The 21834-nt window shown below is 56.2% G+C and carries 18 protein-coding genes; 1 reads left to right on the plus strand and 17 read right to left on the minus strand.

Annotated features, from left to right (window positions below; translation table 11 throughout):
• Positions 1-20: 20 nt before the first annotated feature.
• Positions 21-2987: an FkbM family methyltransferase gene (locus KG722_RS14690; RefSeq protein WP_213272807.1), complete on the plus strand. Its 2967-nt coding sequence runs from the start codon at positions 21-23 to the stop codon at positions 2985-2987.
• A 158-nt stretch (positions 2988-3145) separates the two neighbouring features.
• Here the strand turns inward: KG722_RS14690 and KG722_RS14695 are convergent, their stop codons facing one another.
• The 17 genes from KG722_RS14695 to KG722_RS14775 all read right to left on the minus strand — a co-directional run bounded on the left by KG722_RS14695 (position 3146) and on the right by KG722_RS14775 (position 21661).
• Entirely contained in the window at positions 3146-4408 is a 1263-nt protein-coding gene (locus KG722_RS14695) for a sulfotransferase family 2 domain-containing protein (RefSeq protein WP_213272809.1), read from the minus strand.
• On the minus strand, positions 4381-5064 hold the full coding sequence (locus KG722_RS14700) for an FkbM family methyltransferase (protein WP_213272811.1): 684 nt from the start codon (positions 5062-5064) through the stop codon (positions 4381-4383). Before KG722_RS14700 ends, KG722_RS14695 begins: the two co-directional genes overlap by 28 nt.
• Positions 5065-5217: 153 nt before the next feature.
• The gene (locus KG722_RS14705) at positions 5218-7134 is read right to left on the minus strand and encodes a transketolase C-terminal domain-containing protein (RefSeq protein WP_213272813.1); all 1917 of its coding nucleotides are present in this window, start codon (positions 7132-7134) and stop codon (positions 5218-5220) included.
• 19 nt (positions 7135-7153) lie between these two features.
• Complete coding sequence (locus KG722_RS14710; RefSeq protein WP_213272815.1) at positions 7154-7918, minus strand: acylneuraminate cytidylyltransferase family protein; 765 nt, start codon at positions 7916-7918, stop codon at positions 7154-7156.
• A gap of 4 nt (positions 7919-7922) precedes the next feature.
• Positions 7923-9389 carry an aldehyde dehydrogenase family protein gene (locus KG722_RS14715; protein WP_213272817.1) on the minus strand — a complete coding sequence of 489 codons (1467 nt, stop codon included), beginning with the start codon at positions 9387-9389 and terminating at the stop codon, positions 7923-7925.
• A 121-nt stretch (positions 9390-9510) separates the two neighbouring features.
• A complete protein-coding gene (locus KG722_RS14720) occupies positions 9511-10080 on the minus strand; it encodes a hypothetical protein (RefSeq protein WP_213272819.1) in 570 nt (189 codons plus the stop codon).
• Between the two features lie 105 nt (positions 10081-10185).
• The gene (locus tag KG722_RS14725; protein ID WP_213272821.1) at positions 10186-11034 is read right to left on the minus strand and encodes an SDR family oxidoreductase; all 849 of its coding nucleotides are present in this window, start codon (positions 11032-11034) and stop codon (positions 10186-10188) included.
• 30 nt (positions 11035-11064) lie between these two features.
• Positions 11065-11583 carry a haloacid dehalogenase gene (locus KG722_RS14730; RefSeq protein ID WP_213272823.1) on the minus strand — a complete coding sequence of 173 codons (519 nt, stop codon included), beginning with the start codon at positions 11581-11583 and terminating at the stop codon, positions 11065-11067.
• Complete coding sequence (locus KG722_RS14735) at positions 11583-13244, minus strand: hypothetical protein (protein ID WP_213272825.1); 1662 nt, start codon at positions 13242-13244, stop codon at positions 11583-11585. The genes KG722_RS14730 and KG722_RS14735 overlap by 1 nt, the downstream gene beginning before the upstream one ends.
• A 6-nt stretch (positions 13245-13250) precedes the next feature.
• The gene (locus KG722_RS14740; RefSeq protein WP_213272827.1) at positions 13251-14342 is read right to left on the minus strand and encodes an N-acetylneuraminate synthase family protein; all 1092 of its coding nucleotides are present in this window, start codon (positions 14340-14342) and stop codon (positions 13251-13253) included.
• Positions 14343-14558: 216 nt separating this feature from the next.
• The gene (locus tag KG722_RS14745) at positions 14559-15329 is read right to left on the minus strand and encodes an SGNH/GDSL hydrolase family protein (protein WP_213272828.1); all 771 of its coding nucleotides are present in this window, start codon (positions 15327-15329) and stop codon (positions 14559-14561) included.
• A 32-nt stretch (positions 15330-15361) separates the two neighbouring features.
• The gene (locus KG722_RS14750) at positions 15362-16297 is read right to left on the minus strand and encodes a glycosyltransferase (protein ID WP_213272830.1); all 936 of its coding nucleotides are present in this window, start codon (positions 16295-16297) and stop codon (positions 15362-15364) included.
• A 24-nt stretch (positions 16298-16321) separates the two neighbouring features.
• Positions 16322-17287 carry an NAD-dependent epimerase/dehydratase family protein gene (locus KG722_RS14755; protein ID WP_213272832.1) on the minus strand — a complete coding sequence of 322 codons (966 nt, stop codon included), beginning with the start codon at positions 17285-17287 and terminating at the stop codon, positions 16322-16324.
• Complete coding sequence (locus tag KG722_RS14760; protein ID WP_213272833.1) at positions 17265-17978, minus strand: hypothetical protein; 714 nt, start codon at positions 17976-17978, stop codon at positions 17265-17267. The genes KG722_RS14755 and KG722_RS14760 overlap by 23 nt, the downstream gene beginning before the upstream one ends.
• Entirely contained in the window at positions 17971-19302 is a 1332-nt protein-coding gene (locus KG722_RS14765) for a polysaccharide ABC transporter ATP-binding protein (RefSeq protein WP_213272835.1), read from the minus strand. Before KG722_RS14765 ends, KG722_RS14760 begins: the two co-directional genes overlap by 8 nt.
• Positions 19302-20138, minus strand: a complete 837-nt coding sequence (locus tag KG722_RS14770; protein WP_213272837.1) for an ABC transporter permease — start codon at positions 20136-20138, stop codon at positions 19302-19304. Before KG722_RS14770 ends, KG722_RS14765 begins: the two co-directional genes overlap by 1 nt.
• Positions 20135-21661 (minus strand): glycosyltransferase, encoded by a 1527-nt coding sequence (locus KG722_RS14775; RefSeq protein ID WP_213272839.1) that lies wholly within the window; start codon positions 21659-21661, stop codon positions 20135-20137. Before KG722_RS14775 ends, KG722_RS14770 begins: the two co-directional genes overlap by 4 nt.
• Positions 21662-21834: the final 173 nt, after the last annotated feature.

Raw genomic sequence — 21834 nt, forward strand, 5'->3', positions numbered from 1 at the left:
TGTAGATTAAAAAGAGTCGGATGACCAAAGACACAAGTTTGCCCCGGAAGAAAAACGGGCGCTCCCCGAGCAAGAAGCATCATCAGCAGGGACGTGCTGGAGCCGGACGCGTAAAGATTGGATCTGCTCGCAGTGGTTTCGCGCGCGGTCAGCCGTTCGAAGACACTGTTCTGACAGGACTCTTCGCATTGCTGGATGATTTGAGCGGCCAGGAAGCGCGCATTGAAGTGAGCCGGATCGCGCGCGAGCGATTGCGCGCTGCCTTTCCGGCGCACTCGAACAATGTGGAGGTTGTGGCGCTCGCAAATGGATTGGACGTCGCGGTTGATACCGGCTGCTCGTTCGGCGCAGAGTTTTTTGTCGGCCACCTGAACGAATGGCGTTTTCTGAATGCGATCATCGCCCACATTCCAGTGGGCGCGAAGATTGTTGATGTCGGCGCAAATTTCGGCCTTTATGCGTTGCATTGCGCCAAGGCTGGAGGCGATAGCGCACGTGTGGTTGCATTGGAGCCGTTGCCGTCGGCGGCGGATCTTCTGGAGCGGAATGTTCGGGACAACAAATTTGCAGATCAGGTTTCTGTGCTGCGAGTTGCGGCCGGCGCAAAAAGTGGAACTGCGACGCTCTTCGTTGCAGCTGACGGCGCGTTCAGCGGATTGCATGATACGCGCCGCTCTACCCTGAAAGAAAAGCTGGATGTACAGATCTGCGCTCTTGATCAGTGCGCGGAGGTTGCTGCGCTTGGTCCGGTCGACTTCCTGAAAATCGATGTTGAGGGGCATGAGGGCAGCGTGCTCGCCGGGGCGCATGAACTGATAGCGCGTTCCCCTGGTCTGCTGATCTCGCTGGAGTACAGTCACAAGAACCTCACCGATAAAACTCGCGCTGAGATATTGGCTGAGATCGGTTACTGTATTGATGCAGGGTACTCAGCCCTGATCGCGAGCGACCAGGGCAATTTCAACAATATCAGCGATACGCGCAAGATTCCGCGCAGTTTCGCCGGAACAGTTCTTCTGGCAGCACCGCAGTGCGCATGGAAGGATGACGTTCTTATGGCGCTCGACAATTCTGTATCGAAAAAGTCGCAAACGGGATTTCAGGAAGCAATTAGCTTTATCGTTCAACGCTCCAAAGCTGCACTGGAGACTGCGGAGGCGCAAAGGCAGCTGGCGGCCCGACTCGGGCTCGATCAGGCAAAAGATTGTAAATCTTTGGAGAAGTTTGTCAACACACTGAAGGCAGGTCATGACACCTTGGAGCGCCGGTATGCCGCGCTGATGGAATTGCAGGCCAACGAAACGGCACGGAACAAGGCGCTTGAGGCCGAACTGGCAGCGGGCCGCAAATTGCTTTCTGAAAAGCAGTCGGTGATTGACCGGATTCAGATAAGATCGGTCGCTCTTGAAGGTCAGCTTGAGGCCGTCCGTTCCAAGGCGGACCAGCGCGGTGATGCCCTGAAGTTGGCGAAGGAGCAGCGCGACGCGCTGCAGGCCACTCAAGCTTTGAGGGTGCGGAAAATTCAGGACGAGCGGGATGCGGCGGTAGAACGCCTGGAGGCAGTTTCGGCGACGCTGGACGCTCTCAGGGCGCAAGCCGAGCGGCAGAACGAGAAACTGGAACGGCGTGCGGCGGCATTGGAGACAGCTGCCGAACAGCAGATTCGACTGAAGTCCGCCAACTCTGAACTGTTGGAAAGGTTGGCGGCAGCCGAGGCTGTTCAGACGGCGGCAACGCAGAAGCTTAGGGAAGAGCGGGATGCGGCGGTAGAACGCCTGAAGGCAGTTTCGGCGACGCTGGACGCTCTCAGGGAGCAAGCCGAGCGGCAGAACGAGAAACTGGAACGGCGTGCGGCGGCATTGGAGACAGCTGCCGAACAGCAGATTCGACTGAAGTCCGCCAACTCTGAACTGTTGGAAAGGTTGGCGGCAGCCGAGGCTGTTCAGACGGCGGCAACGCAGAAGCTTAGGGAAGAGCGGGATGCGGCGGTAGAACGCCTGAAGGCAGTTTCGGCGACGCTGGACGCTCTCAGGGAGCAAGCCGAGCGGCAGAACGAGAAACTGGAACGGCGTGCGGCGGCATTGGAGACAGCTGCCGAACAGCAGATTCGACTGAAGTCCGCCAACTCTGAACTGTTGGAAAGGTTGGCGGCAGCCGAGGCTGTTCAGACGGCGGCAACGCAGAAGCTTAGGGAAGAGCGGGATGCGGCGGTAGAACGCCTGAAGGCAGTTTCGGCGACGCTGGACGCTCTCAGGGAGCAAGCCGAGCGGCAGAACGAGAAACTGGAACGGCGTGCGGCGGCATTGGAGACAGCTGCCGAACAGCAGATTCGACTGAAGTCCGCCAACTCTGAACTGTTGGAAAGGTTGGCGGCAGCCGAGGCTGTTCAGACGGCAGCAACGCAGAAGCTTAGGGAAGAGCGGGATGCGGCGGTAGAACGCCTGAAGGCAGTTTCGGCGAGATCTGGACGCTCTCAGGAGCAAGCCGAGCGGCAGAACGAGAAACTGGAACGGCGTGCGGCGGCATTGGAGACAGCTGCAGAGGCGCAGGCCAAATTACAATCGGCCAACTCCGAATTGTCAGCAACACTATCAGCGGCTCGCGCCGAACTGGAGTCAGAAAGAAAGCAGCACTCGGATCATATCAGAAAACTGGATATTGATCTTGATGGTGAAAGGAAGCGCGTTTCCGAAATCGAAGCGTCACTCTCTGTGGTCAGTGAAGAGAAGCGCGATCTTCAATCTAATATCGCACGCACCATTGATCTTCATAAACAGGAAGTATCAGTTCTGCGGGCTGTGATAGATGACGCAGAGCGCGCGGTGCTGGAAGCGAAACAGCGCGGGGACCAGCTTCATAAGCAACTTGCCGGTAAGATTGAAGATCTGAGCGCGCTGACGACGACGGTTGAAGCCCTGCGTACCGAATTCCGGCAGCTTCAGCAACGCGATGCCCTGCGCGCACTCAAGCGTTGGCGCCGCAGTTGACATGCCTGCCAATTCTACCCGGTTTCCTTTCGGGCTCTCCCGTGATTGAAATCGGAACTTCAGTCCTGCTGTGTGACGCAAAGCGATTTTGGATGTCGATTGCGGCACCAATTGCAGACCGGTCAACCGATTGCAGGCTTGAGTCTCAGCTTCGTGTATCACTTGCCTTCAGGGAGAATTACATTCAGGCGTTCAATTCTCTCTCGAAGCGCCGCAATCTTACTAGCCTGATTTTCAGAAAGAGTTCTGAACGCATGGAGCGCTTCGTCAGATTGCGCCAGCCGGCTGGAAGCGTCTTCAACCTTGAACATCAGTGAACTGATGGTACCTTTTTCAAGGATGGCAGCTTGTTTCGCCTTCTCTAATGCGAGCTCGCAAGTGGTCAGTCGTGATATCAACGTTGCAGCGTCCTTCCTGAGCGCTGAGACCAATTCGGCTTTCTTCAGCGCAGCAGTTCGAAAGGACTCCACAACGTCTTTGAGTTTTGAGTTTTCCTCTCTGAGGTGATTTGCCTGAGCGGTGAATTGTTCAAGCTGTGAATTCAGACTGGCAATGATATCTGATTGCTCCTGTATCCGCTGATTTTTCTTGTCGATAATCTCAAAAGCAATCTCTGGAGTAGAACCTTGGTCTTCAGGCCCAAGTGAGACGACACTTTCGTCGAGAAATCCGTCACCCGGAAACGGATCCTCGGAGCATGGATTGACATAGGAGAACTGCTCAAGTCGCGCGTCGGGTGCGCCTGTAAAGTCCTTGCGTGCAATCATTTCCCGCGCGCGTTCGTAAAGCTCGAACTCCGGACTGAGCAGCTTTTCAATTTTTTGACGGTCAGCTTTAGTAACCTGTGTGTATTGGATGTCTCGGTCACCGACATTCTGCCTTACTGCCGGTAGATGGATTTTTCCAAGAAGTTCAGACAAATATCCAAGAGTCCCCTGCATGTCGGCGGCGTCGCCGACGAATAGAAACGATTTCAAGACCTGATCAGCTTTGACATCCGGCCTGAATTGTAGCGAATGCCGATACATGAAGCGATTGTGCCTTATCAGAAATTCTCTCAGTGAGCGGATATTCTTTGCCGGTACTTTCTCCTGGTGGTGATAGTAGGCTGATAGCAGGTGATCCAAGGGGTTCCTGAGGATCGTTATGACCCGAAAATTTGGATTCGATACGGCGCCGGAAAACGTATCCAGAAGGCTGCTTGGATGGCCAGTAAGCAGGGCACCAAAATGGCCGGTAACGCATGAATTGGAAAGGTCCAGTTCATCGAGGTTTGACTGCGATTCGCGTATCAGTGCACCGTACCAGGATTCAAGCGCACGTTTCAGACTGGTGCCGGCTGTTTTGGGAATGTGATAGTGAATCAGTGCAGGTGGCATTCGCTGGCGGTCCTCTACGCAGAGTAAGATGATCTCTTCCATGTGGGATGATCATCCCGGATAAATAGCATATGCATTTGCCAGAGCGCCAGATCTCCTGGGCGGAACAGCGGATCGCACATATCCACACAGCGAAAGCCGAGCGTCTTCATATGAAGGGACATTTCGTCGAAGGTGAGATTCCTTCCGCCCACAAAGTTGAGCTTGAAATTGTAAACCTCCATCATGATGAGACTGGTATTTTTCAGTGTCTCCACCGCGCCAGCGAGAATATCGATTTCAACGCCGTGGGTGTCGAATTTCAGGAAATATGGAGGCCGAAGATTGAATTCCGCGACGAGCGTATCGATCCGGCGAAGAGGTGTCTCCGTCACGCTATTACCGGCTGCGACGGGAGCCGACAAAAGCGCGCCGCCTACGTCATTCGATTTCAGGAACTGACCCGTGCCGTCTATTGAAGAGGCGCCACATACAACATAATCAGTACCCGGATGTTTATTGGCGATTGATTTCCAGCCGTCGAGGAAACGCGGATCCATATCTATAAGCAGGCTTTTCATGCCGGGCCAATGGCGCAGAAAAAAACTCAAGTCGTCGCCTCGTCCTGCGCCGATATTCACAAAGCTGGAAACCGCTATGTTCTTGTAGCCAATGCGCCGGATCGCGCCGTCCAGGCTTGAGTCTCGTTCAAGGCGCATGTCAGCTCCGATTGCAAACGTCGATAGAATTACACCAACCTTTATATGCCGGGTATGTCAGGTTGCAAGTATTGTGGCCGGACGATCGACCTGTCTAGCAGATCGGCCGAAAAGCCGATGCCGTCTGATACGGGGTTGTCCGAGTTTACCTGCTCATCGTGCTGGCAAGGTCGCCGCCGCCGCTCTGGCGATTTCAACTGCGTTCAATCCCACGGCCTCAAGCACTTCGGCGTTTGCTCCAGACGGCGGAGTTGCGTTGAGGCCCAGGCGGACGAAAGATTTGCCATTGAGCGCGCCCTGTTCGGCCAGTGCAATGCCAATGGCATCGCCCTGGCCGTACCGGCGATAGTGGTTATCAAGCGTGATGATGGATTTAGATGCGCCGGCCACTTCGGCAAGCCAGCCTCTATCAACGATGTTCAGGAAGGGCAGGGCGATGACGCCGCAGGATACGCCCTTGGTGTCGAGCAAGGCGGCGGCTTCCATGGCAAGGCTCACGCCCACCAGTCCCGACGTCACAATGACAGCCTCACCAGGTTGCCGGACGACTGTGCCGCGACCTGCCACGATCTTTCCTGCAGTAGGCTTGTAGCGGGTTTCGAACGGAATTGAGACGAGCCTGAGGAAGGATGGGCCGTCGTGCGTGTTGAGGCACCAATCAAGCAGGGGGCCGACCTCATCCGGGTGAGCCGGCTCGACCATCACGAGATTGGGAATTGATCCGAGTACGGAAATTTCGCGTACGGACTGGTGGGAATGTCCGGGACCGGCAGGCAGGACGCCAGATAGTCCGCCGACGTAGACAATTTTTGTGTCTTCGGTCGCGTTGTTGTAGATTTGCTCGTTCGGCCGTGTCGAGAGAAAGCACGAGAAGGAGTGCACGACAGGCAGCAATCCCTGCAAAGCCATGCCGCCCGCCTGGCTGACCATGTCCATCTCAGCGATGCCGCATTCTACAAAGCGGTCTGGAAACGCATCGCGGAAAGGCTCCAGCCCCATATCGAGCACGAGGTCGGCGTCGAGCGCAACAATCTTGCCATTGCGCTGCGCCTGATCGAGCAGTGCTGCGGTATAGGCAGGAAACAAGCGAACAGCATCGCCTGCGGGAGGGGCGGCAGGGCGTTCAACGGTTTGGTAGGTGATCGACGATATTCCGGACAACTGAGCCAGTTCATTCACCCGTGAGATCAGCTCCTGCGCTGCGCGGGTATAGTCGTCGGCTTTTGGCGCGCCGGAATGAAACTGGAAGCGTTCGACATCGCTATCGATAGAGGCGCCTTCCATGAATGACACGCCTTTGCCTTTCACCGTGTGCGCGATAATCACGCTGGGCCGCTGCGTTTCAGCTTTCGCAGCCGCCAGCGCTTTGGCAAGAGCTTCCAGATCGTGCCCGTCGGCCTCCTGCGTGTGCCATCCGAATGCGCGGAATTTTGCCGGCAGATCTCCAAGGCTGGAGGTCCGTTCCACAGAGTAGTCCGACTGTATCTTGTTGTGATCTACGATCACTGTGATTTCGCTGACCTTGTCATTTGCTGCGGAGATCAGGGATTCCCATATCTGGCCTTCTTGGAGTTCTCCGTCGCCCGTCATGACGTAGATACGACCCGGCCGGCCGAGCAGCTTGTTCGCAAAGGCCATCCCCTTCGCCTTCGAGATGCCCATGCCGAGGGAGCCCGTATTGGTCACCATACCGCCAACGTGAACATCCGGATGTCCCGGCAATCCACCCAGCCGGCGCAACTGGTGAATCTTGTCGAAAGGCAGCGTGCCGAGTGCGGTTAGAACAGCGTACAGTCCCGGCGCATCATGCCCTTTTGAGGAGAAGTAAAGGTCCTCAGCCTTCATTTCATTCAAATAAAGCCAGCTGACGATATCCATGCAGGAGAAGCTGGAGCCGATATGGCCAGAACCGGCGTTGGCAATCATGTAAAGCGTGTTCAGACGGGCGAGTTCTGCAAACAGTGCGGTGCGCTCGGCGGGGCCGGCATTTGATTGGAGAATGCGGACGAACTCCTCCCGCCCAGCGAAACATAACGAGCCAGAAACGGCTTCAGTGACCAGATCGCCCATTGAGGCCTCCTTTTTTGTTTTAACGCTTAGAGTACGGGGGCATGTTGACAGTTGGAAGCGTTGCTTCTCCCCCATCAACCATTGCCTCGAGCATGCGCCAGTCGTGCTGAGAATTGACGTCCAGCCCTTCGTCAGTGTACGTTAGAAACGGCGTCAACACTTCTCCGGAAATTGTGCCGCCTTCGAGTGCCACACGGCTCCACGCGATCTCGAGACTGGCATTCTGGACATATACTTTCGGCAAGGCCGCATACTGGCTCGAGTGATAGGGCGTAGCGTCCTCATGGGTCATGGGCATCAACGGATGCATGCGGTCACCGCGAACGATCCACATCTTGCCAGGGTGCTGCGCACAGAGCTCAACCGCACGCAGACTGTCGACACCAGTCTGCTGGATGAATTGGCTCCAGGCGCGACGAATCGTTTCCGGTTTGCGGCAGGGACTTGTAGGGCGTAGTAGAGCAAAGCACTCGAACACTTCTTCCTGTGGATTTCTCAGGTGGTTCAGAGCGTGGAGAATCCATTCGATGTCGGGTGACTTGTCGCCGGAGATTTCAGCCGGCCGCAGGAAAGGGACCTCTGCGCCATAGTACCTAGCAATCGCAGCATACTCTTCAGAATCAGTAGACACCACAACGCGGGAGAACACGCCGGAATCGAGAGCCGCGCAGATGGTGTAGGCGATCAGGGGGTGGCCAGCGAGCGGCGCAATATTCTTATGCGCGACGCGCTTGGAGCCTGCGCGTGCGGGAATGAGGGCTATGCATTCGGGAGTTGCGCTCATGGCGTCAGAGGCGCTCCGGCTCAGTAATGAGATAGATGTCTTTGAGCTCTGTGTAGATATCCAGCGCTTCCGTGCCGGGTTCGCGGGTCCCGTTGCCAGAATTGCGAAGTCCGCCAAACGGCATGTGTGGCTCCGACCCGAACGTGCCAGCATTGACTACGGCAATCCCGGCGCTCAGACGCTGAGTAAAGGTCCATGCCCTGTCCCAGCTCCGTGTGTGGATAGCGCCCGTAAGGCCGTAGGGCGAGTTGTTCGCGAGATTGATTGCTTCTTCGAAGCTCCCGACACGGAAGATGATGCCGATAGGACCGAACAGCTCTGTCTGAGCCATGTGCGAATGGGGTGGCAGGTTAGTCACGAGAGTAGGGTTCAGATAGAATCCGTTGCCGAGTCCAGCGGTTTCAGCCCGTTGCCCCCCGCACAGCACTTCCGCGCCTTCCGCCTTGGCGCGTTCCAGAGCGGCTAGCATCGCAGAAAGCTGGCGCAGGTTGATGACCGGACCGAGGTCGCAGTCATCTTCCACGCCAAGCCGGAGCGACTTCGCCTTGGCGACAAAACGGTTGACGAAATCATCATAGACATTGTCCATGACTATGAAGCGGCTGCCGGACGCACAGCGCTGCCCCGCGTTGGAGAAAGCCGAAAGCGATGCCCAGTGCACAGCTTTGTCGATATCAGCATCGTCGCACACAATGAAGGCGTTCTTGCCGCCAAGTTCTAGCGATACTTTTTTCAGTTCCCGCCCAGCTTGTTCGGCAATCAGACGTCCGACCCGTGTCGAGCCCGTGAACGAGATTACATCCACGCCGGGATGGCTGGCAAGGACCGGCCCGACTTCCGAGCCAAGGCCATGAACTACGTTCAGCACTCCCGGCGGAATGCCAGCTCCAATCAGTATACGGGCCATCCAGTCTGCCGAAACAGGCGTTTCCTCGGCGGGCTTGAGGACAACCGAATTGCCGCAGACCAGCGCGGGAAATACTTTCCAGGCGAAGTTCGGCGCAGGCGTGTTGGCAGCGGTGATCAGGGCAGCGACGCCGCACGGCTGGCGGACAGTCATCGCGGACTTCTCCGGGGTGCCTGAAGGCATAGTGCGGCCAAACATACGCTGACCTTCGCCGGCGAAGAAACGGCCACAGAGAATGGCGCCGGCTGTTTCCCCACGAGCGTCCTTTAGAGACTTGCCTGCCTCGCATGCCACGATCCTGGACAACTCTTCCGCTCGTGCCTCGATCAGGTTGCAGGCTTTATGCAATATGGCGCCGCGTTGTACTGCAGGGACCGCCGCCCACGATGCTTGCGCCTCGCGGGCCGCCGACACTGCAGCCGACGCAGTGCTCGCATCGGCCAGGTGCAGCCTTCCAACCTCAGCGCTATCATGAGGGCTCAGGATCGGCTGTGTCGACCCAGATGTCAGAGCTTCGCCGTTCACTAAGGACCGGACGTTTTGCGGGTCGAAAGACGTCAGCATTACCTCAGCCTTCTCAATCTACCGGCTGTTTGGCATCGCTGAAGTACATAAAAACCCATAAATACGCTCAGCCCCTCGTAAACAGCAGTCTTCGCTAACAAAAGCGACGATATGGTAGAAGTTATTGCTCACCCGAGCGCTCGATTACGAGGCTCACGTCGTTTACGATAATCTCAAGCGGCTGCAGGTCCTGGCTGCGAAGAGTGAGACGAAGGCAGCTATAAGCGGTCTCGAATGTGTGCCTTACAATGAAGGTCTCATCACCTCCAGCGAGTAGGAAATTCTCCGACGTGGCATCCGAACCATTCGCGGTATCGCAGTGTCTTTGCAGGATTGCGGTGAGATAGCGCTCTGCGGGTCCGTTCACTTCGATCGTAGCAATACCTGTATCGCCGGGGGCAACAGCAGTGTCGCTGAACAGGGCAAAGGCATACCCTTCGGACGAATTGATTCGGACTGGAGGGCCTTCCTCAACGACTGAAGGCTCGATTGCTTTCCAAACAAATGGTTCCGACGAGGGTTTCAGTTCGGTCTGCGGTGCGGCGCCAGCGTCCACCGTAGCTGGAGGAAGCGATGCGGGTGCGGCAGTTTCGTCAGGATCAGACCCTTTCAGTAACGGCATGTCACAAGCCGAAATCATCAAAAGACCAACAAAGGCGAGAGCATAAAATGGTCTACTGTGCACGATCAACCTCAGATCCAATATCTAAAAAGCCCGCTGTATTGCAGGCGGTTATCGATAGCGATTTTAGGGAGTGCGGGCAAGGTGGGCAGGCCAGCTACGGCGCTATCCGGGTCAAATTGCCAAGAAACCGCCATCAATCCGAAGGTCGGCGCCCGTCATGTAGGCCGACGCGTTGGACATCAGAAAAATCGCAGGTCCGACATAGTCACCAGGGGTTGCCATTGAGTGCAGGTGTTCCCTCCCGCTATGCCGCAGCGGTATCTTCCGGGAATACTGTTCCAGAAACTCGGGATCTTGCCCGTTATAGACCCCCGCAAAAGTCAGCGTATTGGCGCGCACGCCCTTCGGCCCCCAATAGACGGCGAGGTAGCGGGTGAAATTGTAAAGCGCTGACTTCGAGGCGCAATACGCGACTGGCTTAAAGAACACTTCTCCACGGTCCCGCCGATACTGGTAGAGCGCCTGGTCCGGCGAAACCGTTCCGTAGATCGAGGCAACATTAGCTATCGAGCCACCACCGTTATCCGCCATGGCTTTGCCGAAGACCTGGCAGGACAGGAAAACGCCTTTGGCATTGACCGACATGACCTTGTCCCAGGATTCTTCCGGGTAATCTTCGAACGGCCCGTTCTCGGAAGCGGGTGAATCCGGTGGGCTGTCCAATGCGGCATTGTTGATGAGCCCATAGGGTACTCCCAACTGCTTTGATATAAGAAAAAGAGCAGCTTCTAGGGTGGTCCGCCTTGTGACATCTGCTGCAAACACGCCCAACTTAGGGTTGGCAGCGTGAGCGCCGAAAAATGCTGCAGTTTTGTCATCCGATGGAGCAGGTTCAAGCACAGCCACGGCAGCTCCGGCTTGCAGCAAACCCAGAGTGATGGCACGACCGAGTTGGCCGTAGCCGCCTGTTACAACGATCGTGCGTCCATCGAGAGCGAACGGAGTGGGAGCAGGAGTCATGGGAACTGTTCGCTTGGACGAGTTGAGAGACTAGCCGCCTTTGGCGGCGGCGATGGCGTCGCAGACCTCACGCACGGCACCTTGGCCGCCGGGTTTCAGAGTTCTGAACGCAGTCAGCGTGTCAAGATCTTCGTGAGCGTCCGCCACGATGACTGGTAGATGCACCTTGCCCAGAACACCCAGGTCGTTGATGTCGTTTCCGATGAAGGCCGCGTCCTGAAAGCCAAACCCGTGCTCCGAAAGCAGGGCTTCGAGGGCAGCTACTTTGTCTTCTACACCCTGATGGCAGGCGATCTTCAGTTTTCGTGCACGCGCCGAGACGACAGGGTTTTCCTCGGTCGAGATAATCACGCAGTGCACGCCGGCTGCCATTGCGCGGCGGAGGCCATACCCCTCCAACCGGGAACACCGCACAACTTCAGTGCCATCTTCCGACACATAAACGTAGTTGTCCGTCATTACGCCGTCAAAATCTATCGCCAACAGACGCACCTTGCGGGCGCGTTCTGCAAACTCTGGATGGGTCAGTGCACGAGAGCTTGATTGCATCAATGTTTATACTCGAATGGTGTTCCTGTGAGGATTCCCGAACAGATGGTGTCGATACCTGGATCGGCCCCAGGGTGCGCAGCGGCGAACGCCCCGGACGCGAGCGTTGTAAGCGGCCATCCTGCGTTGGGGTCAAGAGCCGAAACCGGGATACAGCGCCGGAAAAAGAAATGATAAGCGTAACGACGAGCACGATCTTGCTCGGATGCAGAAAGCCGCACCATCATTTCGGCGTTTTCCAAAAAGCAAAGGTAGCTGTCTCGATCCGTTGCATCATGACTGAATCCTTTGCCGCGGATCCATGCATCGCCGGCAACGATAACAGGAAGGCCGCGTGCGGCGATTTCAACTCCGAGTTTGGTGTTGTAGATTAGCAGCGCCCGGCAGATCTTTGCCAAGCCATAGGTGTTATCAGTCATTTCGGGTGTAATCACACGGATGTTGGGCGGCATCTGTGGCCACCTTTGCTGGATCGCATCGTCCAGGCGCTGCTGCGCGCGCGGGCTGTTCATTATTTCGCCTGGATGGCAGCGAATGATCAGCTGCCGTTCTGGGTGCCGGCTGAACCAGTCAACTGTGTCATGTGTCCACGCAATCATGTCGCCATAGGCCGAACCCGGATAGTGCAAACGAGCGTCCCAGGCGACATTGGCGGCGAGAAGGAAGGTGGACTTTGATGGGTCAAGCTTCAGCTTGTCCCAGACTTTGCGTTCAGGTTGAGGTGCTTGCCGCTGAAACCGTATCCAGTCTGTCGCGCCGGTTTCTCGCTCTGTCAGGTACCGTTCCAGTGCATTGTCTTCTGCCTCGGTAAGGGGACGGGGGCCCCATCGCGATTCTGGTTCAGCAATCATTTCCCGATGATAAGTATCGCGATGCTGGTAGATAAGTGTGCTGCGTCGATAGGCCGGGTGCCAGGTTACAAGGCGCTTGCCAGCGGCTCTGGCCGCGCGGGCGATCTGGCCTTGCGGCACATATATACCGTGATGAGCAACAACAACGTCATAACCACGTTCCTCAAACAGGCGCTGAGCAGCCCTGTCTACCAGGAATGCTGCTTGCCGGTAGCGGTTCAGTATTTGGATTTCGGCATCAGAGTTGCCGAGTGTTGACTTTCCAAAGAAGCGAAGGGCCCCAGCCAGCGCATGCTCATCTAGTTCAGAATTGTGGTGATCTGAGGCGAACGCGTCGGAGTCAAGCATATCATCCGCGCAAAGATAATCACCGAAGCTTCGGACAGGGAGGCCGAGCGGGGTGTACACGCGGTTACCAGCGTCCGTGCAGATTGCGCAGAAATCCGCCTGGGGTCCGCGCTGTGCTGCGCGCCGGACGCTGGGGACGAGCGTATGTTCAATCAGCTGGCAGGCTGGCAGTCTGCCGTCACAAAGCAATATCTCGACCCGCGCGCCGCGAAGGGTCAGCGCTACAGCGATGAGGCTATCGATAGTGTTGATAGTCGAATGCATACCGAGACTGGAAGCGATACACACCTTAGGCCCGCGTGCGGAGTATACCGACGCCATCCATTCCGCCGCATTGCCTTCGATCAAGGTTGCCCAGTCCGGCAGGTAGCCTGGCTGCCGGACTGTTTGACTTAAACGCCACCTTCGGAGCGGCGCATAAAGATCCGATTTGCGGATAGTGCTCCGAAGATTGTCTTTCAAGTGATATCAGGCCTCGCTCAAAGCTCTCACGGCAGCTTCTTCCGTGGTGCCGAGGTGCTCGAAGGTGATGTTCTCGTCTTCCCGCACCGATGACTTAAGCTTCATGCCAACCATGACGTCCTGGAAATAGGGTGCAACACCGTCGCCTGGAGACTTGATCGCGATGTCAGCCAGAGTCAAAATGTGGCCGGCTGACAGATCACGCGAGGCAACGATCTTCTTGCCCATCTTTATTAGCGGCGCGATCTCCGACGGGTAGGTTCGCTTGATGCCATCCCCGAGCGCAATCCGGGCACGCTGCAGGTCCCGAATTAGCCGGCGCAGACCGTTGGGTTCCAGCGAGAAGGCTTGGTCTGTGCCTTTCCAGGCGCGGTTGAGCGTAAAGTGCTTCTCCAGCACCCGCGCCCCGCACATATAGCCGAGAAGAGCCATAGCGATGCCGCTGTCATGAGACGAGAAACCGATAGGAATATCCGGAAATTCACGGCGATAAGTTTCCACGACCCGGATGTTCAACTCCTCGAAGGTCGGCGGATAGCCTGAGGTGCACTGCATGATACACAGCTGCGGATTGATCGGCGCAATAGTGTCGTACATGCGCCGCACATCTTCAAGCGATGCGCCGCCCGTCGACACGAACAGAGGCTTTCCGAAGGAAGCTACATATTTGATCAACGGAAGGGTCTTCAGATCTCCCGATGCGATCTTGTACATCGGCATGTCGAGATCTTCGAGGAAGTCTGCGCTCTTGTAGTCCCAAGCGGTAGAGAAAAGCGTGATGCCGATCTTCTTCGAGTGATTCCGCAGTTCGATCCACTCGTCGCGGTCGAACTCAAGGAATTCACGATGCTCGCCATATGTGGGGGCGTATGCATTTTCCGAGTTGTACGGAGTATTGTAGTACTCTTTGGTGTAAAGGGACCGATTGTCCCGTTTCTGCAGTTTGACAGCTTGGGCGCCGCAGAGTTTTGCAGAGTCAAAAAGCGCTTTGCACTTTTCCACATCACCTTCGTGATTCTGGCCGATCTCGGCGATCACGTACATATCTTCATTGTCACCAATTTTAACACTATCGACAATAAGCTGACGATCCGACATCGAAAGTCTCCTTAACACTGCGTTCTTCGTTGCATCGGCGACACCGCTTCTGCTCCTTGTCGAGTAAACAGTTTCAATGAGGGGTTCAACTCATAAAAAAAAACGCAGAGAGGACATGTTTGGAATCTGCTTCGGGCGACGCGAATCCGGCGCATTTTTGACACGTATTTGTCCAAATCCGAACAGAATCCCGGAGGTGCGCTTCACCTAAAGAGATCAGGAAGTCAGCATCCTCACGCATGCGGCCTTGGAGATGGCGCGGTGGATGGAGATCAGCTCATTGCGGTTTGCCTTTAAGTTCTGATGCTTATGAAAAGCAAGGATATGCTGTTCTGAAACTTCATGCCCTGTGATGAACGCCAGCAAGGCGCAACTAAGAAAAATTGCGCCTGTCGGAGCAAGATGCACTCCGTCATCAGCAAACAGATTTTGCAGACCCGCGTTGGCAGCGATGTACTGAAAATCGAAGCATGGGACCTCCAGCATCTGCGCAACAGCGCGCACAGCGTCATTCGCCGTCGCACCATCGGGAGGCAGGGGGGTGTTCCAGTCCAGATGTATTGGGCAGTTTGACCCGCAAGCAGATGTCATAAGTGCAAGTTCGGTACCGAACTGCCGAACCAGCAAGGCCCGGGCAGTCCAGAGCGCACGAACACCTTGTGACTGTTCGGATCGGGGACCGCAGTCCTGCAGGATTGCAATGTCACCTGTTTGGGGCAACAGCACGTCCATAGCCCCGTATAGCACGTCCGCGTTATCGCCGCCAATAACTGCGGCTTGCCATACCGCGCCAGACTCGACGGCGAGCCAGTTGAACAAGTCCACAATGTGGAAGCCGGTCGCATCTTCATCACCGTTCAGAATACTGTCGCCGACAAGGAAAACAAGACGGGTTTCCGAACTCCTGCGACGCTGCGACCGCCAAAAACTCTTGCGCACCTGTGCTGCACGGCGTGCTGCAGCCAGCCACTCCGTATGCCAATCCATTTGTTTGCCACGCTCCGCTCGCTGAAGTGGGATCAGATCAGTTGAACAGGCGGCCGCTTCCCGCGGTACCTCTGTCTTAAGTGGTAGGGCTTGCCAAAACTGAAAAGCGGGTCGGCGAGACTGATATGTTTGGCCATCACAGTATTGTAGTAGTCTCGCGGCAGGTTGCCGAACACGGGTTTTTCGGAGTTGACATTCAGATCAAGTTTGCTGGCGAACCGGCCACGAGCCCATTCCCAGATTTGTTTCTTCTTCGACCATAGCCAGGAACTCTGGCTGTACGGTTGGTATGTCTCTTCATAAAGCTTGCGAAAGCGATCATGCTTCTCCTGCAGCGTCTTGTATTCTGGGCTTTCCTTGTCCTCCGACCAGTTGCGGAAGTGATGGATAGCTACATCGCGAGTGTATACGACATCAAAGCCGAGGAAGAGGACTTTTGCTGTAAGATCGGGGTCGATGCCGTAATCTCGGAAATCCTCGCTAAAGCCGCCGAGCGCATGCAGAACCTCCGTAGGCAGAACGCCTTGATTGACATTTAGAATCCCAATACTCGAAACGCCACCTATATAAGGCGCCTTCACGAACGGTCCAATCATATCGCGGACCTTCAGCCCGACCATGCCGATACGCCTTTCCCGTTTCAGAATTTCCACAGCCTTGTCGAGCCCTTGATCGACGATCTCGTTATCGTCGCTGACCCAGCACACATAGGGCGTTTTGACACGCATAAAGACATCATTGTAGGCGCGTGCCTGTCCAAGTCGCTTGCCAACAAAAACGGGATGAATCCGGTCGCTGGTTACGGATCGAAGGTATTCGACCGTTCCATCCGTTGATCCGGCGTCGGTTATGTAAAGATGGTAGGGAATTCTGGTTTCGCGGATCACCGAGTTGACGAGGCGTTCTAATTGGTCGCGCCGATTGTAGGTTCCGCAAACGATCGATAAACTATTAGCCTCGTTTGTCATGGCATACCCATTATATTTACATCACTACTCAGGCCCAGATTGACGGATGAACCATTCTACATAGCGTTTCAAGCCCTCCCCCAGTTGAATGCCAGGCCGGAAGCCTAACTCTGTAAAGCTGCGGGCAGGATTGGCGCACAAATGCTCAGGATCGCCTTCGCGGTGGCGGCCGTTGAAAACCAGCTTCGTTTCGTGACCAGCGATTTTCAGCAGTTGCGCAGCCAGATCGCGGACACTGACCGGACGGCCCGAGGCGCCGTTGAAAATGCAGGTTTCGCCCGGCCGGGCTGCTGCTGCCGCGCGCCGGATGAGGTCGGCCGCATCGTCTGCGTGAAGGAAGTCGCGCGTCTCTCCACCGTGTCCCCACAGTTCCATGGCTGCTTCAGAATTGGCAGGAGCACGGTTAAGAATGTCCCAGAGAATCTGCTTGCGCAGGCCTTCGCCGTACACCGAAAAGAGGCGCACAATTGCGGTAGCCAGCCCGGTCATCCGCGCCTCGCCCATAATCAGCTGCTCACAGATATGTTTGTGTAGGCCATAGGGCGAAACAGGCATCGCCGGATCGGTTTCGCTCAGCGTGGTTTTGTGCTGGTTGCCATAGATTGCCGCAGACGAAACCAGCAGCAGGGACGCGCCTTTGCCTTCCTGACGGAGGAAATCTAGGATTTCGGCGGTGCTGGCGACCGAGAGTTCGAAGTCCCCGCGCGGGTCTTCCCAGGAGCGGCCGACAGAAGCTCCGCCTGCAGAATGTATCACGAGATTCGGTTTGCCGTTTTGGCGCATCGCAGCGCTCAACAGGTCCCGGCTGATCAACCCCTCGTGATGGACTACCTGCCGTCCGGTCTGGCCAGTTGGCCCACCAAGTCCCAGCGTGACCACGCGCCACCCGTGAGCAATATACTGGCGAGCAATCGCAGAGCCGAGAAAGCCTCCGCCACCTGCAATCACCACCAACGGCGTCGCCGGGCTACCTTTGCCAGTAGTTTTCACGCCGGGGCTCCTCCGTCTCAGCCCGTTGGAATCCTTTTATGTCGAGTTCGCGCCTCGCTGCCAGCCAGATATGCCGGCGTGGAAACCGGTCCGGCAACTCGCGGAAGTCATCATGTGCCACCGGCCGTGTGCACCGATAGACATGGCTGAAGCCAGCGGCCCACAGCCCCTGGTCTATTGCCTTCGGGCTCAGCAATAGCGCTAGAGGAAGTATCCCCTGCGTTGCGTTCGGGTTTTCGCGTATGACCCGAGCCAGCGGCAGGTTTGATGGAAAAGTCATGGTCTCGAGCAGGAGAGCGTGCTTCGTCAGCGCGCCCATCATGCGCAGCGCCCTTAGTGGATTTTCGAGGTGGTAGAGAATACCAAGGCCGAGCGAGAAATCCCGCGGCGGAGGCAGAGTGTCCATGCCCCAGGCGTCGAAGTCGAACACTTCGAATCTGGCTCCCGGTACGCGCCGGCGGCCTTCTGCGGCTACGGCCTCCCGGCCCTCCAGCGCGACGACATCCAACCCGCTGCGCAGCAGCTTTTCGGCAAACCAGCCAGGGCCGGCGCCAAGATCATAGGCGGTTTCCATCGCCAGTCCTGCGCCGCGCAGAGAGGCGATTACATCTTCTGCCAGCGCCCATCGGGCCGCGTTTATTTCAAGGTAATTGGGCGCATCAAACAAGGCGATGCCGTTAGTCTCAGTCATCAGCGCGCTCTGTTGTCCAATCCAGGCGAGGTCGCAGCCCGCCCGGGAAAGAACGTGCGTAACGTCCGCGCGCTACCTTGGTCGTGTCGCCGATCACTTCGTACACAGAGAAGGCGATAGCCTTCTCGACCATCTGATGGCGCACGAGCGGATCTGCGGTAACAAGACCAATGGTGACGTAGTGCACCCCCTCGTTAAGCAGATTGGCGGGAAGCTCCGTAATCGTCCGGAAACGTCCGGTTTCATTGAAGGCATCGGGCATGCTTGGATCGGTATAGGCGACAACGAACATCATCTCGCCCTTGTCATTTCTGAAGTGTATTGCAGGCTCTATCCGCAATCCCGGCTTCAATACGTCGAATAAAATTTCGATGCGCGCCTTCTGATCGATTTTTAGCGACCGTGCCGGCTGATGGGTCTCGTCCATCACCTTGGCCGATACGATAGCGGCCACATCCCCGTTTGCCATCTCATCAAAAAGCGCTGCCTTCTGGGTCTTGGATGCTTCTACATTGCGCGAGATAGCGGATTGAATCGGTGCCTGAAAGGTGGCCGCAATGTTCATGGTGCTACCCTCATAGGCATCGCACACATCGCGCACATTACCGTCCATCACGACTTCGCCCTTGCTCAACCAGATTGCGCGATCACAAAACCTGCGCACAGCACCGATGGAATGCGAGACGAAAATCAGAGTGCGGTGGTTCCCAGTCAGTTCATCCATCCGGCCAAGGCATTTCTGCTGGAAGGCGGCGTCACCTACAGACAGGACCTCGTCCAGCATGAGAATCTCCGGGTCAATATGCGCGGCCACCGAAAATCCGAGCCGGGAGCGCATGCCTGTCGAATAGGTCCGAACCGGCTCATCGATGAACTGTCCGATTTCAGAAAAATCAATGATCGCCTGGATCTTGTCATCCATTTCTGCGCGGCTCATGCCATGCAGCGCGGCATTCATGTAGATGTTCTGGCGCCCGGTGAGACTGGGTTGGAAGCCCGTTCCTACCTCAAGCAGGGAGGAAGATCGCCCGTACAGAAACGCTTCTCCGGCAGTCGGGTTGATGACCCGCGAGAGAATTTTCAGCAGCGTGGATTTGCCGGCGCCATTGTGACCGATGATGCCGAGGCGTTCGCCGGCCTCGAGTTTGAAGGATACGTCCTTCAGCGCCCAGAAATCGCGCTGGCCAGTCTTTTTTGCGTCTGTAGAAGTAAGCTGGTAGCGTTTCGACAGATTCCGCACATCGACCATAATCTGCTGAGCCGTGTCAGGCTGCGCCGATTCGCGCGCTGACTGCCCGGGCATTGTGCGTAGAGTTAAGTTCATCAGATTTTCTCTGCACTGTTGCGTGCTGCCTTCGACAGCACGATCAGACCTGCTAACGAAAGGGCAACTGATATGCCCGCTGCCACTAGCCACGCGAAAAAGTCGATTAGTTCCGGTTCGAACATGGCACCGCGCACAGCAGACAGTATGCCGACCATTGGGTTAACAAGATAGTATTCCTGAACAGTTGTGGGGAGAATTTCTTTAGAAAACAATACAGGAGACAGGAATAGACCGAGATAAAGAATGGTTTCGAGAATCTTCCGGTAATCGGGATGGTAGATCATTAGCCCGGCGAAGAGGACACCAAGGCCAAAGGCTAGCAGCAGCAAAGTGACCATTGCTGGTGCAAGATATACAATGTGAAGGCTGAATGGCACGCCCATCGCAAATTGCACGATAGCCACAGCCGCCGAAATGACTGCTAGATCGATCCATCGGGAGAGGACCATGGCGATCGGGCTGAGAACTTTCGGGAAGTACACTTTCTGGCTGAGCGCCGAGTCTGTTGCTACTGAGCCGGCGACCTGAACAGCCGTGTCCTGAAACAGGAACCAAAGACAAAGTCCTGTAAAAATGTGAAGTCCGTAGGGAACGGATGTCCCAAAATCGGCGCCTGAGACATTCCGCAGGAACAAGAACGCCAAAGTCATGATGCCCGGTCGGATAAAGCCCCACACCAAGCTCATCGGCGAACTCGCGACCCGCGTCTGGAAATTTCGCGAAATCATCTGTCTGAGCAGGCGCCGGAACTTCCAGATCTCCAGTGGGTTCAGTACGCCCGCGCCGCGTTCAGGGCGGATGTGGACAGCAGGTGGGGCTGGCTTCTGGCTCATTTTCGCTTTCCTCCCAGCCGGACAAGGCGCCCAAACTTATCGCCTACGCGGAATGCCAGATGAAGAAAGCCCATGAGGGCCTTTTCGTGAGGGTTGGCGAGCTTTTTTTGCAGATTCTGTAGCTCTGCAGTATTTTCCAGATTCTCTAGACTTGCATTAAAGGCCGCAAACCGCTCCCGGATGTCGGGAGTGCATTTTCCAAGGGTAGCCTTCACCAGCAGGGTTTCCGTTTCCTTTGAGAATGCTGAGCCATCATTGCAAACATGTGCCGCGATTCGCGCAAGGTCTTCAGGGTGTTCGCGAAGGAGAAGGCGAGCATTGGCTAGCCAGCGGTCGAAGTCTGATCGTGCAAAGCGCGGGTTTTGCCCGATTTCGTCAAACAAGTCGGGTATTGCCTTTGCAAGGATCGCTGATGAATCGTGCAATTCAGACCTGTAGGCCTGCCGCGCGCGATGGGCGATCGACATAAACTTCCGGGCTGCAGACAAGGTGTAGGCTTGGTGTTTCTGCCGGGCATAAGTCAGGCTGGGGCGAAGCGGGCTGGATCCCCAGAAGGCTGATAGCGATGATGCCAGCGCACCGGCATCGTGCGGATCAAAGAAGATACCACCTTCGGGGGACTGCTCGCGGTGAACAGGGATGTCTGACAGAAGCCCTGGCAGTCCGAGTGCGCGGGCTTCTTCGACAAACGTACTCCAGCCTTCGAACAGGCTTGGCTGAATATAGCCTGACGCGCCCAGTAGCAGATTCAGTTGCTCATCCCGGCTGATGCGGCCAGTGAGCGTTACGCGGCGCGCGACGTCCGGCTGTTTTAGTAAGTCCTCGACCTGTTGAGCATAATCAGGCCACCGGCTGTCCTCCAATGCGCCGGTCATGACCACGTGTGCATCCAGTTCTGGCACCCTGGACAATGCTTCGGCAACGGCGAGGTGATTCTTATGGCGCCAGAACTGATTGCAGACGATCAGGTACTTGGCGGGTACCGAAAACTTCTTGCGGGTTTCTGCAATGTCCACTTCAGGACGCAGCCAGGTTTCCTCGTCGAACACAGCGGGGAAGTGAAACACATCCCAGAAGGTTGCCTGAGCTTCGCTCAGCAGCTTGCGCGTGTCGTCGATGGCCTGCTGGCTGGAAAAAATGCAAGCCACCGGCCGCCTGGCGATCTCGCGATACTGCAGATAGCGGCGGGCGCGCTCTTCTTCGGGAAACATATCCGGGTGATACTGGCACTGCCAATCGGGAATCCAGCCAGCCCAGGGAGCGCCGAAAGGAGCTTCCGGAAGTTGCGTGGCGGGGTACACAAAGTCGAGACCCAGCTGCCGCGTTGAAGCAAACGGTGCAATCGCATCCGCGAGGCTGGTGTGGGCGTGTGCAATCTCTTCTGATTGTGGCGCAGTTGTCAGGAAAATAATTTCTGGCTGTTCTTCAGGCGGCAGGCTACGTAGCATCCGCGCTATGTTGAGCACATAGTTGACACCTCCCATCCAGCCGGGATTGTAGAATAGCCTCAGACCTATGCGCATTCTTTTTCTCCGATGACCCAACGCTGGCTTCGGGCGGTGTCACCGTTACGACCTTGATGATATTGCCTTCGCTTTTCCTTGCATCTAAACAAACGTCTGGATAGTCACAACGTAAGGATTTAACCGGCCCGCGAAGTTAACGTCAGGTTTGGTTATGGAGGCAAAGTTTGATC

The sequence above is a fragment of the Hyphomonas sp. genome, from assembly GCF_018402285.1.
Taxonomy (GTDB): Bacteria; Pseudomonadota; Alphaproteobacteria; order Caulobacterales; family Hyphomonadaceae; genus Hyphomonas.

Bases quoted from the DNA above. Each gene is read 5' to 3' on its own strand.
- KG722_RS14690 (WP_213272807.1), top strand. From the start codon at position 21: ATGACCAAAGACACAAGTTTGCCCCGGAAGAAAAACGGGCGCTCCCCG.
- KG722_RS14695 (WP_213272809.1), bottom strand. From the start codon at position 4,408: ATGGAAGAGATCATCTTACTCTGCGTAGAGGACCGCCAGCGAATGCCA.
- KG722_RS14700 (WP_213272811.1), bottom strand. From the start codon at position 5,064: ATGCGCCTTGAACGAGACTCAAGCCTGGACGGCGCGATCCGGCGCATT.
- KG722_RS14705 (WP_213272813.1), bottom strand. From the start codon at position 7,134: ATGGGCGATCTGGTCACTGAAGCCGTTTCTGGCTCGTTATGTTTCGCT.
- KG722_RS14710 (WP_213272815.1), bottom strand. From the start codon at position 7,918: ATGAGCGCAACTCCCGAATGCATAGCCCTCATTCCCGCACGCGCAGGC.
- KG722_RS14715 (WP_213272817.1), bottom strand. From the start codon at position 9,389: ATGCTGACGTCTTTCGACCCGCAAAACGTCCGGTCCTTAGTGAACGGC.
- KG722_RS14725 (WP_213272821.1), bottom strand. From the start codon at position 11,034: ATGACTCCTGCTCCCACTCCGTTCGCTCTCGATGGACGCACGATCGTT.
- KG722_RS14730 (WP_213272823.1), bottom strand. From the start codon at position 11,583: ATGCAATCAAGCTCTCGTGCACTGACCCATCCAGAGTTTGCAGAACGC.
- KG722_RS14740 (WP_213272827.1), bottom strand. From the start codon at position 14,342: ATGTCGGATCGTCAGCTTATTGTCGATAGTGTTAAAATTGGTGACAAT.
- KG722_RS14745 (WP_213272828.1), bottom strand. From the start codon at position 15,329: ATGGATTGGCATACGGAGTGGCTGGCTGCAGCACGCCGTGCAGCACAG.
- KG722_RS14750 (WP_213272830.1), bottom strand. From the start codon at position 16,297: ATGACAAACGAGGCTAATAGTTTATCGATCGTTTGCGGAACCTACAAT.
- KG722_RS14760 (WP_213272833.1), bottom strand. From the start codon at position 17,978: ATGACTGAGACTAACGGCATCGCCTTGTTTGATGCGCCCAATTACCTT.
- KG722_RS14765 (WP_213272835.1), bottom strand. From the start codon at position 19,302: ATGAACTTAACTCTACGCACAATGCCCGGGCAGTCAGCGCGCGAATCG.
- KG722_RS14770 (WP_213272837.1), bottom strand. From the start codon at position 20,138: ATGAGCCAGAAGCCAGCCCCACCTGCTGTCCACATCCGCCCTGAACGC.
- KG722_RS14775 (WP_213272839.1), bottom strand. From the start codon at position 21,661: ATGCGCATAGGTCTGAGGCTATTCTACAATCCCGGCTGGATGGGAGGT.